The organism is Proteus sp. PR00224, from assembly GCF_016238105.1.
Classification (GTDB): Bacteria; Pseudomonadota; Gammaproteobacteria; order Enterobacterales; family Enterobacteriaceae; genus Proteus.
Genome location: NZ_JAEHQU010000002.1, coordinates 104035 through 121439, shown reverse-complemented (window position 1 = coordinate 121439; position 17405 = coordinate 104035). Strand labels below are relative to the sequence as shown.

The 17405-nt window shown below is 38.4% G+C and carries 16 protein-coding genes; 10 read left to right on the top strand and 6 right to left on the bottom strand.

Annotated elements, in window-relative coordinates; genetic code table 11:
* Positions 1–101: 101 nt before the first annotated feature.
* Positions 102–644, top strand: a complete 543-nt coding sequence (gene yfcD, locus JEP71_RS03925; protein ID WP_099073791.1) for an NUDIX hydrolase YfcD — start codon at positions 102–104, stop codon at positions 642–644.
* On the opposite strand, the gene JEP71_RS03920 is transcribed toward yfcD, so the two are convergent.
* Entirely contained in the window at positions 641–1687 is a 1047-nt protein-coding gene (locus tag JEP71_RS03920) for a LacI family DNA-binding transcriptional regulator (protein WP_109374110.1), read from the bottom strand. The genes yfcD and JEP71_RS03920 overlap by 4 nt on opposite strands.
* A gap of 227 nt (positions 1688–1914) precedes the next feature.
* Between JEP71_RS03920 and JEP71_RS03915 the strand changes: the two genes are divergently transcribed.
* The 4 genes from JEP71_RS03915 to alr all read left to right on the top strand — a co-directional run bounded on the left by JEP71_RS03915 (position 1915) and on the right by alr (position 5358).
* Positions 1915–2358, top strand: coding sequence for a PTS sugar transporter subunit IIA (locus tag JEP71_RS03915; RefSeq protein ID WP_198619763.1), 444 nt, complete (start codon positions 1915–1917; stop codon positions 2356–2358).
* Positions 2359–2387: 29 nt separating this feature from the next.
* The gene (locus tag JEP71_RS03910; protein WP_196533829.1) at positions 2388–2675 is read left to right on the top strand and encodes a PTS sugar transporter subunit IIB; all 288 of its coding nucleotides are present in this window, start codon (positions 2388–2390) and stop codon (positions 2673–2675) included.
* Between the two features lie 10 nt (positions 2676–2685).
* Entirely contained in the window at positions 2686–3942 is a 1257-nt protein-coding gene (locus JEP71_RS03905) for a PTS ascorbate transporter subunit IIC (protein WP_196533828.1), read from the top strand.
* A gap of 192 nt (positions 3943–4134) precedes the next feature.
* Complete coding sequence (alr, locus tag JEP71_RS03900) at positions 4135–5358, top strand: alanine racemase (protein WP_109374113.1); 1224 nt, start codon at positions 4135–4137, stop codon at positions 5356–5358.
* A 71-nt stretch (positions 5359–5429) separates the two neighbouring features.
* On the opposite strand, the gene JEP71_RS03895 is transcribed toward alr, so the two are convergent.
* The 3 genes from JEP71_RS03895 to ackA form a co-directional block, all read right to left on the bottom strand.
* Positions 5430–5573 (bottom strand): Hok/Gef family protein, encoded by a 144-nt coding sequence (locus JEP71_RS03895; protein ID WP_109374114.1) that lies wholly within the window; start codon positions 5571–5573, stop codon positions 5430–5432.
* A gap of 398 nt (positions 5574–5971) precedes the next feature.
* On the bottom strand, positions 5972–8116 hold the full coding sequence (gene pta / locus JEP71_RS03890; RefSeq protein ID WP_109374115.1) for a phosphate acetyltransferase: 2145 nt from the start codon (positions 8114–8116) through the stop codon (positions 5972–5974).
* Positions 8117–8193: 77 nt separating this feature from the next.
* The gene (gene ackA, locus JEP71_RS03885) at positions 8194–9396 is read right to left on the bottom strand and encodes an acetate kinase (RefSeq protein ID WP_109374116.1); all 1203 of its coding nucleotides are present in this window, start codon (positions 9394–9396) and stop codon (positions 8194–8196) included.
* Between the two features lie 392 nt (positions 9397–9788).
* Between ackA and yfbV the strand changes: the two genes are divergently transcribed.
* The 5 genes from yfbV to JEP71_RS03860 all read left to right on the top strand — a co-directional run bounded on the left by yfbV (position 9789) and on the right by JEP71_RS03860 (position 14959).
* On the top strand, positions 9789–10244 hold the full coding sequence (gene yfbV, locus JEP71_RS03880; RefSeq protein ID WP_069367978.1) for a terminus macrodomain insulation protein YfbV: 456 nt from the start codon (positions 9789–9791) through the stop codon (positions 10242–10244).
* A 139-nt stretch (positions 10245–10383) separates the two neighbouring features.
* Entirely contained in the window at positions 10384–10878 is a 495-nt protein-coding gene (locus JEP71_RS03875; RefSeq protein WP_088495118.1) for a YfbU family protein, read from the top strand.
* Between the two features lie 53 nt (positions 10879–10931).
* A complete protein-coding gene (locus tag JEP71_RS03870; protein WP_198619764.1) occupies positions 10932–11594 on the top strand; it encodes a sugar phosphatase in 663 nt (220 codons plus the stop codon).
* A 109-nt stretch (positions 11595–11703) separates the two neighbouring features.
* Positions 11704–13533, top strand: coding sequence for an SLC13 family permease (locus JEP71_RS03865; RefSeq protein ID WP_198625795.1), 1830 nt, complete (start codon positions 11704–11706; stop codon positions 13531–13533).
* A gap of 190 nt (positions 13534–13723) precedes the next feature.
* Entirely contained in the window at positions 13724–14959 is a 1236-nt protein-coding gene (locus JEP71_RS03860) for a hypothetical protein (protein ID WP_198625794.1), read from the top strand.
* A 47-nt stretch (positions 14960–15006) separates the two neighbouring features.
* Here JEP71_RS03860 and yfbR read toward each other — a convergent pair whose 3' ends face one another.
* Together yfbR and JEP71_RS03850 are read right to left on the bottom strand one after the other, a co-directional pair.
* Positions 15007–15588, bottom strand: a complete 582-nt coding sequence (yfbR, locus tag JEP71_RS03855) for a 5'-deoxynucleotidase (RefSeq protein WP_198625793.1) — start codon at positions 15586–15588, stop codon at positions 15007–15009.
* Between the two features lie 135 nt (positions 15589–15723).
* Positions 15724–16938: a pyridoxal phosphate-dependent aminotransferase gene (locus tag JEP71_RS03850; protein WP_100158515.1), complete on the bottom strand. Its 1215-nt coding sequence runs from the start codon at positions 16936–16938 to the stop codon at positions 15724–15726.
* Between the last annotated feature and the right edge of the window lie 467 nt (positions 16939–17405).

Here is a 17405-nt window from a genome sequence, read left to right as displayed (position 1 = left end):
AAGTCACGTATGATTATTGTAGTGGTGAAAAATAGTGATTTTGGTATATTCAGGATAAAAATTACGATCGTTTAGTATCGGTTAAAAAAGGTTTGTTGAGGATGGAACAAGAAAAGACGGCATTGGTTGAATGGGTTGATATTGTTGATGATAAAAATGAAGTCGTTGCACAAGCAACACGTCAACAAATGCGAGCTGAAAATCTAAGACATAGAGCAACTTATATCGTTGTTCATGATGGAATGGGGAAAATCTTGGCGCAGCGTCGAACTGAAATAAAAGATTTTTATCCTGGTTGGTTAGATGCTACTGCGGGTGGTGTGGTTCAGCAAGGTGAGAATTTACTTGAAAGTGCGCGTCGTGAAGCAGAAGAAGAGTTAGGTATTGCTGGAGTCCCTTTTGCTGAGCATGGTCAATTTTATTATGATGATGAAAGTTGCCGTGTATGGGGAAGCTTGTTTAGCTGTGTTTCTCATGGACCCTTCGCACTGCAAGCAGAAGAAATTGAGGAAGTGTGTTGGTTAACTCCCTCTGAAATTACTGAGCGCTGTGATGAATTCACGCCTGATTCATTAAAAGCCCTCTCTCTTTGGTTAACACGTAACAACAGTACACGCCTAGAAAGTAGAGAAACTGTGGACTAAGGGGTGCTTTGCCCTAACTCAAATCGATAAGCATAGTTGATAACGGTATCTTCGAATATAGCGTTATCATCTTCGTCTCTTAAACGTTGTAAAAGTGCTATCAGATGTTTTCCTGCCTCTTTTCCCATTTTGTGATAATCAAAACGAATTGATGTGAGAGAAGGGGATATCTGATCACTATTTTCAGAGCCTTCTAAACAAGCGATAGCCAGATCTTGTGGGATCTTTATTAATCGACGTTGACACTCAAAAATCATACCTAATGCAATACTCTCATGGCTACAAATGACCGCATCTAGTTCGGGTTGGCGCAATAAAATCTCTGTTAATGCTTGTCGACCGTATGCCATAGATGCGGGATCAGGTGTAGTGACACTTTGCTCAGCATTTAAATAATTTTTGAGTAACGCTCGTGACCAACCGGTTATTTGCTGGTGGTGCAGGCGTTGTCCTTGTAACGCACCAATATAGCCAATACAACGCTTTCCTCGGGTGACTAAATGGTTTGTTAAATCATATGCCGCTTGCTCATAAGAACAATCAATACTAATAGCGGCTTGTTCATCTGGTTGGCTGGCAACGCTGACAACAGGCACATTGGCATTACTGATATGCAAAAAATGAGTTGGGCTAAGCTGTGAACCAAAGACAACTAATGCGGCAGGATTACTTTGCAACAGCATATTAATCACATCGCTGGCTTTATGAGGTTGGTGCTCATAGCAACCCACTAAAATTTGATATTGATGGCGATTGAGTATTTGTTGTAAAGATTGCATAAAATCTGCACTGGCTCTATCTGTGAAGGAGGGCAACAGTACCGCAATAATATGACTTTGTGCTGAAGCTAAAGCACCTGCCGAGGCATTAGGAATATAGCCAAGTTCCTCTACGGCTTGATTAACTTTTTCTCGTAACTTATCAGAAACTAATTCAGGGGTTCGCAATGCACGAGAGACGGTCATTGATCCGACTCCTGCATGTTTAGCGACATCTTGTAATGTGACTCGACCTGTATTTCGGCGCTTACGTGTTTTGATCATTTGTTATTATGCTTGCCTAGCCTATTTTATTAACCGCAGATCCTACCTGAAATCTTCCTATTATGCTGAAACAATACAGTGTCAATTGTTGGCATTTTCTGCAATTAACATTTCATTAAAATGATAGCGCTATCACAATTACGAATGATCTATCTAGATAGCGCTACCATTAATGATTACTATCCTTAATAACGAAGCTCATAGAGAGTCTTATCGAGGTTGCAAGTATGCTTAAAACGTTATTAACGCCCGATGTGGTGCAAGTGGTTCCAAACGTTATCGATTGGAGAGATGCAGTCAAAGTGGCATGTCAGCCATTGATTGATAAAGGTTGTATTGAACCTCGTTATATCGATGCAATTTACAAATCACACGAAAAAATAGGGCCATATTATGTTTTAGGCCCCGGTATTGCGATGCCTCATGCTCGTCCTGAAGATGGTGTTAATCAACTTTCTCTTGCATTAACGATTGTTGAGCAAGGTGTTGAATTTGGTGCTGATGAAAACGATCCAGTGAAATTACTGATTGTTTTGGCTGCAACAGATAACGATAGCCATATTAATGCCATTGTGAAATTAGCCGAACTTTTTGATAACGATGCAGATATTCAAAAGCTATTTAATGCAAAAAGCAAAACGGATGTATTAGCCGTTATCAACAATTATTAATGACGATTTAAATTACCAAGGGGAATATCATGAAAATTACAGTTGTGTGTGGAAATGGTTTAGGTAGTAGCTTAATGATGGAAATGAGCATCAAAAGTATCCTAAAAGATATTTCTGTGAATGCAGAAGTAGATCACGTTGATCTGGGATCAGCAAAAGGCACACCAAGTGATATCTATGTAGGTACGCGTGATATTGCAGAGCAACTCAATTCACAAGCGGTAAATGGAAAGGTTGTTTCATTGGATAACATGATTGACAAAGTAGCGATGAAAGAAAAACTTTCTGTCGCATTACGTGAATTAGGCGCGTTATAAGGAGCCTATCATGGACTTTTTCCGCTTTCTAATGAGTGATGTGCTTTCAGAGCCAGCCATTTTAGTGGGTTTGATCGCATTAATTGGTTTAATCGCCCAGAAAAAACCAGTGACAGAATGTATCAAAGGCACCGTAAAAACCATTATGGGTTTTGTTATTTTAGGTGCAGGTGCAGGGTTAGTTATCAACTCACTGGGTGATTTCTCAACAATTTTCCAACATGCATTTGGTATTCAAGGCGTTGTGCCAAATAATGAGGCGATTGTCTCTATTGCACAAAAAAGCTTTGGTAAAGAGATGGCTATGATTATGTTCTTTGCCATGTTGATTAATATCTTAATTGCACGTTTAACCCCGTGGAAATTTATTTTCTTAACGGGTCACCATACTTTATTTATGTCTATGATGGTGGCGGTTATTCTGGCAACCGCTGGCTTAGAAGGTACAGTATTAGTTGCGGTAGGTTCATTAGTTGTTGGGATTTCAATGGTGTTTTTCCCTGCCATTGCTCATCCTTATATGAAAAAAATTACCGGTTCTGATGATGTGGCATTAGGACACTTCTCGACTATCTCTTATGTTGTTGCTGGTTTTATCGGCAGTAAATTTGGTAATAAAGAGCATTCAACCGAAGAGATGAATGTGCCTAAAAGTTTACTATTTTTACGTGATACGCCTGTTGCCATCGCCTTTACAATGGGTATTATTTTTATCATTACGTGTTTATTTGCGGGCGATGCTTTTGTTCGTGAAGTCAGTGGTGGCAAAAACTGGTTTATGTTCTCATTGATGCAATCCATAACCTTTGCAGCAGGTGTTTATATTATTCTGCAAGGTGTACGTATGGTGATTGCTGAAATCGTTCCAGCATTTAAAGGTATTTCTGATAAGTTAGTCCCTAATGCAAAACCCGCTTTAGATTGTCCAGTGGTGTTCCCTTATGCTCCTAATGCGGTATTGGTCGGCTTTTTAAGTAGCTTTGCCGCTGGCGTTATCGGTATGTTCATTCTTTATGCCTTAGATTGGACGGTGATCATTCCAGGTGTTGTTCCTCACTTCTTTGTAGGTGCAACAGCGGGGGTCTTTGGTAATGCAACCGGTGGACGTCGTGGTGCTATTTTAGGTGCCTTTGCTCAAGGTTTATTAATTACCTTCTTACCTGTATTCCTCTTGCCTGTGCTTGGCGATATCGGTATTGCTAACACTACATTTAGTGATGCAGACTTTGGTGTTATCGGTATTCTGTTAGGTATTATTGTTCGCTGATTGTTTTAAGAATTAAGATAGATAAACGCCTCATTGAAATTAATTCATTGGGGCGTTTTTTTATGTGAATTTATATGTTTATTTTGTGAATAATAATGCTATTATCCTGAGTGAATATTCACTGTGTGTATATTTTCGTACCTAATTAATTATAAAAATAGGTTTACATCACAATCACTAAGGAAAAAGAAGATGTCTTTTGGTATTCGATATCTTGCGTTGTTACCACTTTTTGTTATCACTGCTTGCCAACAACCGATTAATCACAATCCTCCCGTGACTCAAACGGCGCAGGTTCAACCTGCAATCGTGAATAACTCATGGATTGAAATCTCACGTAGTGCGCTCGATTTTAATGTGAAGAAAGTACAATCACTTTTAGGTGATAAATCCTCTCTTTGTGCTGTTTTAAAAGGCGATGCATATGGTCATGATTTATCATTAGTTGCACCTGTTATGATTGAAAATAATGTGCAATGTATTGGCGTAACGAATAACCAAGAGCTAAAAGAAGTTCGTGATCTAGGATTCCAAGGCCGTTTAATGCGTGTACGTAATGCCACAGAGCAAGAGATGGCTCAGGCAACAAGCTATAACGTGGAAGAATTGATTGGTAATTTAGATATGGCTAGAAAATTAGATGCCATTGCTAAACAACAAAATAGAGTGATCCCTATTCATTTAGCTTTAAATTCAGGTGGAATGTCTCGTAATGGATTAGAAGTGAATAATAATGCAGGGCTTGAAGAGGCGAAGCAAATTGCTCAATTAGCTAACCTTAAAGTGGTTGGCATTATGTCTCACTATCCTGAAGAAGATGCTGATAAAGTAAGAGAAGATCTTGCTCGTTTTAAACAGCAATCACAAAAGGTATTGGATGTTACAGGACTAAATCGTAAAGATGTCACTCTGCATATGGCAAATACGTTCGCCACAATTACCGTACCTGAATCATGGCTAGATATGGTGCGTGTGGGCGGAATTTTCTATGGCGATACTATCGCAAGTACAGATTACAAACGTGTTATGACGTTTAAATCGAATATTGCTTCAATCAATTATTATCCTAAAGGTAATACTGTTGGTTATGACCGTACTTACACACTAAAACGTGACTCGGTATTAGCGAATATTCCTGTCGGTTATGCAGATGGCTATCGCCGCGTTTTTAGTAATGCAGGGCATGCTTTAATTGGTGGCCAACGTGTGCCTGTTTTAGGTAAAACGTCAATGAATACGGTGATTGTTGATATTACAGATCTTAAAAATATCAAATCAGGGGATGAAGTCGTGTTCTTTGGTAAGCAAGGTAATAGCGAAATTACAGCTGAAGAAGTTGAAGATATCAGTGGTGCATTATTTACAGAGATGTCGATTTTATGGGGTGCAACCAACCAACGGGTATTAGTGGATTAAAGTAGGGTGCTTGTAACCACAAACGCAACAACGTGTGATGAGAAATTGTGGGGGAAAATTCCCCCACAAAGCTATTTATCGCAAGATAAAGTCGCTTGAACTACTGTATGACCACTACGAATATTGAAAGAGCATAATCTTTCATGTCTAAGTAATGATAAACACAGTGCTGTCACACAGACAGCAATCAGCCCCATCAGGGCAAATTTAGCCATTTCTCTTGACACTCCTTTATAAAGGAGACAGAATCAAGTTGTCTGGTTTGGGACTGCCTCGGATTTTAATAAAATAGAATTCGGGGCTTTCGTCTTTTTGGCTCTCACTAATGCTTGAACCAAAATGATCCAAGCACCCACCTGCATACTAACAGAAACCTACCTCATTTCTATCTTTTTTTGAATAAAACAATATAAATAAACGATTAAAATCAATATGTTAGTTGTGTTTGTATTGGGGGGTATATGCGAGATTTTTCTTGACCCTCCTTTATAAAGGAGACAGAATCGATGTTGACACTGCTTCGAATTTTAGTAAATTAAAAATCTGTAGAATAAAAAAACGCCAGATGAAATCAATCATCTGGCGTTTTTTTATTTGAAGCGAACTTCAGTAATTATGCGTTTTCTTGTTGGCTTGCTTGAATTGCTGTTAACGCAACGGTGTAGACGATATCATCCACTAATGCACCACGAGAAAGGTCATTCACTGGTTTACGCATACCTTGTAACATTGGTCCGATTGAAACCAAGTCAGCTGAACGTTGTACTGCTTTATAAGTAGTGTTACCGGTGTTCAGATCAGGGAAGATAAATACAGTCGCTTTACCTGCAACAGGTGAATTTGGCGCTTTAGATTTAGCAACGTCAGCCATAACAGCCGCGTCGTATTGTAAAGGACCATCAATCATCAGATCAGGGCGTTTTTCTTGTGCTAAACGTGTCGCTTCACGAACTTTCTCTACATCGCTACCTGCACCAGAGTTACCAGTAGAATAAGAGATCATCGCAACGCGTGGGTCGATACCGAATGCAATTGCAGAATCTGCAGATTGAATTGCGATTTCAGCCAGTTGTTCTGCTGTTGGATCTGGGTTAATTGCACAGTCACCATAAACATAAACTTGTTCAGGTAACAGCATAAAGAACACAGAAGACACTAATGAGCTACCTGGTGCAGTTTTGATTAACTGTAATGGTGGGCGAATAGTGTTAGCGGTAGTATGAACAGCACCAGAAACTAGGCCATCTACTTCACCTTTTTCCAGCATTAATGTGCCAAGAACAACGTTATCTTCTAACTGTTCACGAGCAACAACCTCTGTCATACCTTTGCTTTTACGCAGTTCAACTAAGCGAGGCACATAGATTTCACGGACTTCTTTAGGATCGACTAACTCAATGCCTGTACCTAATTCAACACCTTGTGCAGTTGCTACACGACGAATTTCTTCAGGATCGCCTAACAGTACGCAAGTTGCGATACCACGTTCAGCACAAATTGCTGCTGCTTTGACAGTACGTGGCTCATCACCTTCAGGTAAAACGATACGTTTTTTCGCTTTACGTGCTAGTTCTGTTAACTGATAACGGAATGCTGGTGGTGATAGGCGGTTAGGGCGTTCAGAGTTAGCTGTCAGTGAATCAATCCATTGTGTATTGATATGTTGAGCAACGTAGTTCTGAATTTTTTCAATACGTTCATGGTCATCAGCAGGAACTTCTAAGCTAAAACTTTGCAGATTTAAAGAGGTCTGCCAAGTGTTCGCACTAACCATAAAGATTGGTAAGCCAGTTTCAAATGCACGTTCACAAAGTTGTTTGATTGGTGCATCGATTTGGTAACCACCTGTTAGTAGGATTGCACCAATTTCAACGCCATTCATTGCTGCAAGGCATGCTGAAACTAATACATCAGGGCGATCCGCTGAAGTCACTAAAAGTGAACCAGGACGGAAATGCTCTAACATGTGTGGAATACTGCGTGCACAGAAAGTAACAGACTTAATACGACGGGTTTCAATATCGCCTTTATTGACGATAGTCGCATTTAAGTGTTTTGCCATATCTGTTGCACGAGTGGCGATTAAATCGAAGTTCCATGGAATGCAACCCAGTAAAGGCAGTGGGCTATTTTTTTCGATGGTTTTTAAATCGACATTAGAGATAATCGCTTTACTTGAATCATCAAAGATTTCAGATAAGTCAGGGCGAGTACGGCCTTGATCATCAACAGGTGCATTTAGTTTGTTAACAATAACGCCTGTGATATTTTGGTTTTTTACACCGCCGAATTCAGCACGCGCAAATTCGATACGCTCTTTTAGCTGTTCAACAGTGTTGTTACCTAATGCAGTAACGAAAACAATTTCAGCACCTAATGTTTTTGCAATTTCATAGTTTAATGATTGTGCAAAAGGGTGCTTACGCATAGGTACCAGACCTTCGATGAGAATAACTTCTGCATCAGCGGTGTTTTCATGGTATCTAGCAACAATTTCTTCCATCAAAACATCTTTTTGGTTTGAGCTGAGTAGAGACTCAACATAATCCATGTTTAAAGGTTCTGATGATTGAATAGTGGAGTGAGAGCGGATAATCGCAGTTGTCTGATCTAACGCGCCTTTTACACGAGGTTGTGCAATTGGTTTGAACACGCTCAGGCTAACGCCTTTTTGTTCCATAGAACGGATAACACCCAAGCTGACGCTGGTTAAACCTACGCGTGTATCAGTTGGGACTAGCATAATTGTACGGGACACGGAAACCTCTTTAAATATCGGTTGCTCGTTATGTAAAACAGTACTGCCAGTATTACACTGGCAGTACATCAAAGAACTTAAGCGGTCAGGCGACTTGCGTCCTGAGCGATAACTAACTCTTCGTTAGTTGGGATAACAACAGCAAGACGGCTGTTATCGGTAGTGATAGTGCCTGATTTACCGAAACGTGCATCTAAGTTACGTTGATGATCAACTTCAAAACCTAACAGAGCCAGTTTTTTCAGTGATAATTCACGTACCATTGCTGCGTTTTCACCGATACCACCAGTAAAGATAATAGCATCTAAACGACCTTCCATCAGTGCACAGTAAGAACCGATGTATTTCGCTAAACGATGGCAGTAAACGTCCATTGCACGTTTAGCATCTGCTTTAGTGTCGTAGTTATCTTCAACATAACGGCAGTCACTAGTGACTTCAGTTAAACCTAATAAACCAGATTCTTTAGTCAGCAGTTTGTTGATGTCTTCAACGCTCATGCCTAAAGCATCATGTAAATGGAACACGATAGCAGGATCGATATCACCACTACGAGTACCCATGACTAAACCTTCTAATGGAGTCAGCCCCATAGAAGTATCAACACATTTACCATTAACGATAGCAGAAACAGAACCACCATTACCTAAATGGCAAGTGATTACGTTCAGTTCATCAACAGGTTTATTTAACATTTTAGCGGCTTCACGAGAAACGAAGAAATGGCTAGTTCCGTGAGCACCATAACGACGGATGCTGTGATCTTTATATAAGCTGTATGGCAGAGCATACAAATAAGCTTCTTCTGGCATTGTTTGATGGAATGCAGTGTCAAATACAGCAACCATTTTTTCAATTAAATGAGGGAATGCCTTACGTGCTTCTTCAATACCAATAAGGTGAGCTGGGTTATGCAATGGTGCAAATGGGATTGCTGCTTCAATACCTTTGATAACGTCGTCAGTGATCACGACAGATTTAGTGAATTTCTCGCCACCATGAACAATACGGTGACCAATAGACGCGATTTGTGCAGAAAGTTCTGGTTTTTGAGCCAGAATAGTATTTACGATGAAGTTTAATGCTTCGCTATGAGCAGCGCCTGCGCCTAACGCAGCTTCGTGTTTCTGGCCATCCATTTTCCATTTCAGGCGGGCTTCAGGAAGGTTGAAGCATTCAGCCAAACCTGACAGGAATTCATCACCATTTTCTGGGTTGATAATTGCAAATTTAAGAGAAGAACTACCGCAGTTCAGTACCAGCACCAGCTTACTTGACATGGAATTACCTATTTATCTTGTTGTCGTAGTGTCTTTTATATTATAAAGACGGTGGTTAATAAAACGTCAATCATAAAAGCCTATCGCATTCCTATGATGACATTAATGACGCGCATCATGCTTAAAGTAAAAAACTTGATGCTAATTATAGTTGCCAATCATTAATTGGACGATTTTTATTCACCCATTAACTTTTCGCGTTAAAATCGGCGAAAAGGGTTGAAAATCACGCCGGCAAACAAAATATAGCGCTTTATTGCCACAAAGCTTTAGAATGGGCACAGGATACAGAGTAAAGGCAACAAAGACAAAATATACTTAATTCTACTAAAAGATTTTTATTCTTTATAGATATTTTTTAAAAGTTACAAAAGAAATTGATTGAGGTCATTATGAGCGAACCGACAGTGACTCCCCCCGGCTTTTTTAAGAAGCTTCGTTTGGGTAACGAGTATTTAAAAACCTGGCCGGTTGAAAAGCAGTTAGCGCCTGTTTTCCCTGAAAATCGTATTGTCAAAGCCACGCGCTTTGGTATTCGCTATATGCCACCTATCGCCATTTTTACAATGACATGGCAAATCGCATTAGGCGGCAATTTAGGGCCAGCAATTACAACAGCGCTCTTTGCTTGTAGCTTGCCAATGCAAGGATTATGGTGGTTAGGCAAGCGTGCAGCAACGCCTCTTCCTGCTACGTTATTGCGCTGGTTTTATGAAATTCGTGAGAAATTTGAAGAAGCAGGTATCGCTTTAGCCCCTGTAGAGCAAACACCGACTTACCTTTCTTTAGCCCATTTATTAAAACGTGCTTTTAAGCAACTGGATCGTTCTTTTCTTGATGATGTGTAGAACATTTGTTCTACCTTCTTCGTTTGTCATTATTGTCATCTGAATTACCCCGTTGAGATCAAAAAACGCGTAGTTAGCACTACTCAATACTTTTGATTAATGTCATGCTCTCCTCAATGATTTCTTTGGAGAATTAATGATGGAAATGACACACGCACAACGCTTGATCCTCTCTAATCAGTATAAAATGATGACTATGATGGATCCTGATAACGCTGAACGTTATCGTCGCTATCAGACAATTATTGAACGTGGTTATGGATTACAATTACGTGAACTTGATCGTGACTTCGATGAAATGTCAGAAGAGACTTGCCGTACCATTATTAACGTCATGGAAATGTACCATGCACTGCAAGTTTCTCGTGATAACTTAAAAGAACAAGAGATGCCAGATGCTCGACGTGTCGCATTTATAGGCTTTGATGCGGCGACAGAATCCCGCTATCTTAGCTATGTGCGTTTTATGGTGAATACAGAAGGGCGTTACACGCATTTCGATAGTGGCAGTCATGGTTTTAACTCTCAAACACCAATGTGGGAAAAATACCAAAGAATGCTTAATGTTTGGTTAGCGTGCCCTCGCCAATATCACCTTAGCGCCGTTGAAATCCAGCAAATACTTAATGCGTAATTGCAGTACATAATAGTTAACGCATCACTATAAGGTAAAAGTAGGCATAAAATATGGCAATCACATGTAAAGGTTTTCTGTTTGATTTAGATGGAACATTAGTCGATTCATTACCAGTTGTTGAACATTGTTGGGCGTTATTTGGTGAGCGTGTCGGTGTATCAACACAAGAGATTAATGACTACATCCACGGAAAGCCTGCTATTGAGTCGATTCGCCATTTTATGCCTAATGCCACCGAACAAGAGATAACCGAGACATTTCGTTGGTTAGAGAAATTAGAATCAACACAAATAGAAGGTTTAGCCCCGCTTCCGGGGGCTATTGAGTTAATTAATCGCCTTAATGACTTAAATATTCCGTGGGCGATTGTCACATCAGGTACGGTTCCGATCGCAACAACACGCCAATCTGTTACGGGTATTCCAGAACCTAAGCATTGGGTTACAGCGGAATGCATTAGTAAAGGTAAACCTAATCCCGAGCCTTATCTTTTAGGTGCCAAAAAGTTGGGATTATTACCACAAGATTGTGTGGTTTTTGAAGATGCAGCTGCGGGGCTCTACTCTGGTTTAGATGCGGGATGCCAAGTTGTTGCCGTTCATGCCCCTCTTTCTCTCCCTCGCCGTAATGAGATTCATTTAATTATTGATTCTTTAAATGATATTCAAATCGAGAAGCAAGCTGAAAAAGTAATAATAACGCACAAAAGATAGTCTTTTCTTTGATCATATTAGAAGATTTATTGTTGTAAAAATGGTCTACTTATCAATGTAGTGAATTGATGTCTTAAACTGTTTTCACTTATTGCTGATCGAGGCCATTTTGAATAGCGAATTATTATGGGTTTTAAGCCTGCTATTGATAGCTATTGTCCTTTTTACGACCAACAAAATCCGCATGGATGTGGTCGCTTTACTTGTCATCATCGCATTCGTTCTTAGCGGTACTCTCTCATTAAATGAAGCCACGGTAGGGTTTAGCGACCCTAACGTATTACTTATTGCGGCCCTTTTTGTTATTGGTGAAGGGTTAGTGAGAACAGGTGTGGCTTATCAAATGGGGGACTGGCTAGTTCGTGTCGCGGGTAGCAGTGAAGTTAAAATGCTTGTGCTATTAATGATATGCGTTGCAAGTTTAGGTGCTTTCATGAGTTCAACAGGTGTTGTTGCCATCTTTATTCCTGTTGTATTGAGTGTTGCTGCTCGAATGAAAACATCGCCAGGTCGTTTAATGATGCCGTTAGGCTTTGCTGGACTGATTAGTGGATTAATGACCTTAGTGGCAACACCACCTAATATGGTTGTTAACAGTGAATTAGTCAGAGAAGGTTTACCGAGTTTTCAGTTTTTCTCCATTACGCCAATAGGTATTGCTGTATTATTTGCAGGTATTCTTTATATGCTGGTGGTACGTCGATGGCTAGGAAATAACGATAATGGTAAGCAAAAAGAAGCTTATCGTCGTACTTTCCGTGATCTTATTCGTGATTATCAGTTAGCTGGGCGTGCTCGTCGTTTAGCCATTCGTAAAGGTTCTCCGCTAGTAGGTCATTCACTTGATGAATTACATTTACGTTCTCGTTATGGTGCAAACGTTGTCGGTATTGAACGCTGGAGGCGCTTTCGGCGTGTTATGGTTAGTGCAACCGGTGGCACTGAATTAAGAGAGCGTGATGTTTTATTAGTTGATATGTCAGCCAGTGATGTCGATTTACGTGAGTTTTGCCGTGAACAGATGTTAGAACCAATGGTATTGCGGGGTGAATATTTTTCTGAACAATCTCGTGATGTAGGGCTTGCTGAAGTCTCCATGAATCCTGATTCAGAATTATTAGGCAAATCATTAAGAGAAATTAAATTTCGTACCCGTTATGGACTAAACGTGGTTGCTATTCGTCGTGAAGGAAGCGCCTTGCCGGGTAAAATTGTCGATGAGCCATTACGCCTTGGTGATGTGTTATTGGTGATTGGTGATTGGAAATTAATCCGTATTCTTTCGACGAAACCACGTAATTTTATTGTGTTAAATTTAGCTGCAGAAATTGAAACTGTTGCCCCTGCTTCATCCCAAGCTCCTCATGCACTGTTTTCGTTAGCACTAATGGTGGCGTTAATGGTGACGAATGAAGTCCCTAATTTTATTGCGGCACTTATTGCCTGTTTGTTAATGGGTAAATTCCGTTGTATTGATATGGAAAGTGCTTATCGCTCTATTCATTGGCCAAGTATTATTTTAATTGTCGGTATGATGCCTTTTGCAGCCGCATTACAAAAAACAGGCGGTATAGAGCTTATTGTTAATGGTTTAATGGATGTTGCGGGTAGTGCTGGTCCTCAAGTGATGTTGGTGTGTTTATTTATACTTTGTGCATCAATTGGGTTGTTTATTTCCAATACGGCAACGGCGGTATTAATGGCACCAATTGCTATAGCTGCGGCTAACCAAATGAATGTTTCTCCACTACCATTTGCAATGGTGATAGGTGTTGCAGCATCTGCAGCATTTATGACGCCAGTTTCATCGCCTGTTAATACGCTGATCCTGGAGCCGGGTGGTTATAAGTTTGCCGACTTTATGAAGATTGGTGTGCCATTTACGGTTATTGTGATGTTGATTAGTGTCTTCCTGATCCCGCTATTATTCCCATTCTAAATATTAATACTTTTGTTTTGCTGAAACGCTGTTTGTTAATTAATAAACAGCGTTTTTTATTTATTGGGCGATGTTTTTTATTTGATGTATGCGACATATCTATGAATGTGTGTTTTCTGAAAATCTTTCTTAGAAAAAAAAGTATAGTCATATTATTGATCTGAAAATAATTTAATAAGAGAGAAATATAATGTTGATAAATTCAATAAGCACCCCAAAAAACATTTTGATTCAGAATGATAAAAATACTCAAAATGACAAGAGAATAAGCACTATATCAAACAATAGTAGAGAGTTTAAAACTAATGGCAATAATCATACATCAAAAGAAAGTAACAAAGTATTAAGTAATAAAATAAAAGAGATAATAATAGAAAAAAATAGCCAGGGTAAATTAACAGCAAGAGTAAATAATAAAAATATTGTTTTTTCTAGTGAACATAATAAAAATTTGACTCAAAGTGTTAGCGATGATCTAAAACAGATAAAACAGGCTATTTCTACACGTCGTACTGTTTTTAAAGGATTGATCGCGAATAATTTGATGAATAATAAAGAAAGTGTGGGGAATGAGATATTATCAAAGTATAATAATTTTACTTCATTAGCACCTGAGTTTCATGATAAAGCATCAAAAGCAATGACTAATTTTTCTATTTCATTAGAATTAAACAATGCAGATGAGGCAATAATCTTTTCTATATTAGAAAATAATAATAAGAATGATTCTGTTGAGTATGTAAAGGATTATTTAAATGAGAAATACCAAGGATATATAGACGCTGGAAAAAATAAGTTGAATATCACTAATAGAGCGAAAAATATATTAAAAACAATGGAGTCAAATAAATTTGATAAAAAAATAGAAGGTCTTTTTGAACTTGTTAATGATTTTAAAAATAAAAATATTGTTAGAAATAAAAGTGATTTAAATACACATGATATTTTTCAAGGAATTGCTGAACACTATCTTAATGACAATAATATTCATGTTAATTTAGAACAAGCCGAAAATATTATTGAAAAAATGATCAAAGATAAAGGTTTAGAGTTTGCTGCAACATTAAACTCAGAAAAACGATTAGAGACAGTTAATTCGGCAATTGACCAAACATTAGATTATATGAAAGCACTAAAACTTAATGAAAATAAAGATGATATAATAATGCTTGCTATGGGAAAAACAAAAAGTATCAATAGAAGTAATGTATTTATTAGAGGTATGAAAGGAATAAGAAATCTAGTTATTGGTAAAGATAATAGCAAAATTGAGAGGCTAAATAAATTAACAGAAGGTTTGATCGTAAGTTTTGAATCCAATACATTGAAGTTTTTAGCAGAAAATATAAAGGAAATGGAAAATATAAAAGGTATGAATGATAAGGATATTAATCCTGATAAAAACGATGTAAAAAATGAAGATTGATTTATATCATTAAATTATAGTATCAACTTTAAAGTGAGTGATTATTATCACTCACTAATTTCATCAAGCGATAAACTAAACCCTGGTACAAACACCTTCATAAAATAGTCCATTTCTGGGCTATGTCTTTCTGCTAGGGTCTTTTCTAACCGATTTTTAGCCAGATTAAATTCGCTATTACCGGCTGCTAACTCTTCAAGGCATTTTAAATAAGCACACAGACTATCGGCTTGTTTTACAATAAAGGTTTCTTCCTCGCTATGTAATTGCTCATCAATAAGAGTGCGAAAGTCATCTTGTAATTCTTCGGGTAACATTTCAATTAGTTTTTGCTGCGCGTATTTTTCTATTTTTTTATATTCATGAGCAATTTGAGGATTGTGATATTTAATAGGCGTTGGCATATCGCCAGTGATCACTTCGCTTGCATCATGATACATCGCTTGTAGTGCAATTCGTTCGGCATTGACATTGCCATCAAATTTACGATTTTTAATCACCGCTAAGGCATGGGCAACAAAAGCCACTTGTAAACTGTGCTCAGACACATTTTCTTGGCGAATGTTACGCATTAAAGGCCAACGAGTAATGAGTTTTAAGCGAGAAAGGTGGGCAAAAAAGTAACTCATAATATCTCCCAATTGCGTGATTGAAGTGATTATTGTGAGTGGATAATTAACAGATGTAAACGTAAATAAAAAAGAAAATAAAAAAACGCAATATAACTGATTGTTATACTGCGTTTTATTTTAATTTGATGCGTTTTATTGGTGATAACCCACAATAAAGCGGCCAAATTTTTGAATTGCCATATCTAAATCATCTTCACGAGGAAGGGTAACGATACGGAAATGGTCTGGGTGTGGCCAGTTAAATGCCGTTCCTTGTACTAATAGCACTTTTTCTTGCAACAATAAATCGAGGATCATTTTCTGATCGTCTTTAATACTGTAGCGATTTAAGTCAATTTTAGGGAACATATAAAGAGCACCCATTGGCTTAACGCAAGAAACACCAGGAATTTGATTGATCAGCTCCCAAGCTCGATTACGTTGTTCGTATAAGCGACCTCCCGGAAGGATAAATTCACTAATACTTTGATAGCCGCCTAATGCAGTTTGAATGGCGTGTTGCATCGGAACGTTAGCGCATAAACGCATAGACGCTAACATATTCAAGCCTTCAATATAGCTTTTAGCATGTTTTTTAGGGCCGTTTAGTACCATCCAACCTTGACGAAAACCAGCAACACGATAGGTTTTTGATAAACCATTAAAAGTGACGGTCAATAAATCCGGTGCCATTGCAGCAATAGAGTGATGCTCTGCATCATCATAGAGAATTTTATCGTAGATCTCGTCAGCGAAGATAATCAGATCATGTTGACGTGCTATTTCAACGATTTCCATCAGAATATCTTTGCTATATACCGCACCCGTTGGGTTATTTGGGTTGATAATAACAATGCCGCGAGTATTTTTTGTAATTTTACTGCGGATATCATCTAAATCAGGGAACCAACCTTGTTGCTCGTCACACATATAGTGAACGGCATTTCCTCCCGAAAGAGAAACTGCGGCAGTCCATAAAGGATAATCAGGCGCAGGTACTAGCATTTCATCGCCATTATTCAATAAGGCTTGCATTGCTTGTACGATTAACTCGGAAACACCGTTACCAATATAAATGTCTTCAACCGTGATATCACGCATATCACGAGCTTGATAATGCTGCATGATAGCTTTACGCGCCGAAAATAGACCTTTGGAGTCACTATAACCCTGAGAGCTTGGTAGATTGCGGATCACATCTACTAAAATTTCATCAGGTGCTTCAAAGCCAAAAGGTGCTGGGTTACCAATATTGAGTTTTAAAACTTTGTTACCTTCTTCTTCCAGACGTTTTGCTTCTTGCAAAACCGGACCTCTAATGTCGTAACAGACATGTTCGAGTTTGTTTGATTTTTTAATCTGATTCATAGCGCGTTTACCTAATAGGGTCTGACTCGTATCTTTATTGTGATTATGGCGACTTAGCGATATTTATCACCGATTGCTATTCATATAGAAAGATACAAATGAAAAGGCTGTCCCAGCAAATAACTGTTCTATCACTCTACTCTTACGTTACAAACTTTTGAAGATGCTAGGTAATTTTTGGTGTAAAAGGTCAGTTTATTCTTAGAATGTTATTTTGATGACTAATTGTATTGCTTATGGCGGATTTATGTTTCAGTTTTGAAAAATAATCTGGATTATTATTCTATTGAAAGAGGGCTTTTTAGTGTGGTGATTAGAAATAAGTTGATGTGATACACAGGTAGATGAAATGTTGCATAATCAATTATTGAATAATTTTATCGGATTTGTATTATCTGGCTTAATATATTAAATTTTCAAATAATATGGTTAAATCTATTTAATTCTATAGCAATCAATTAGTTTAA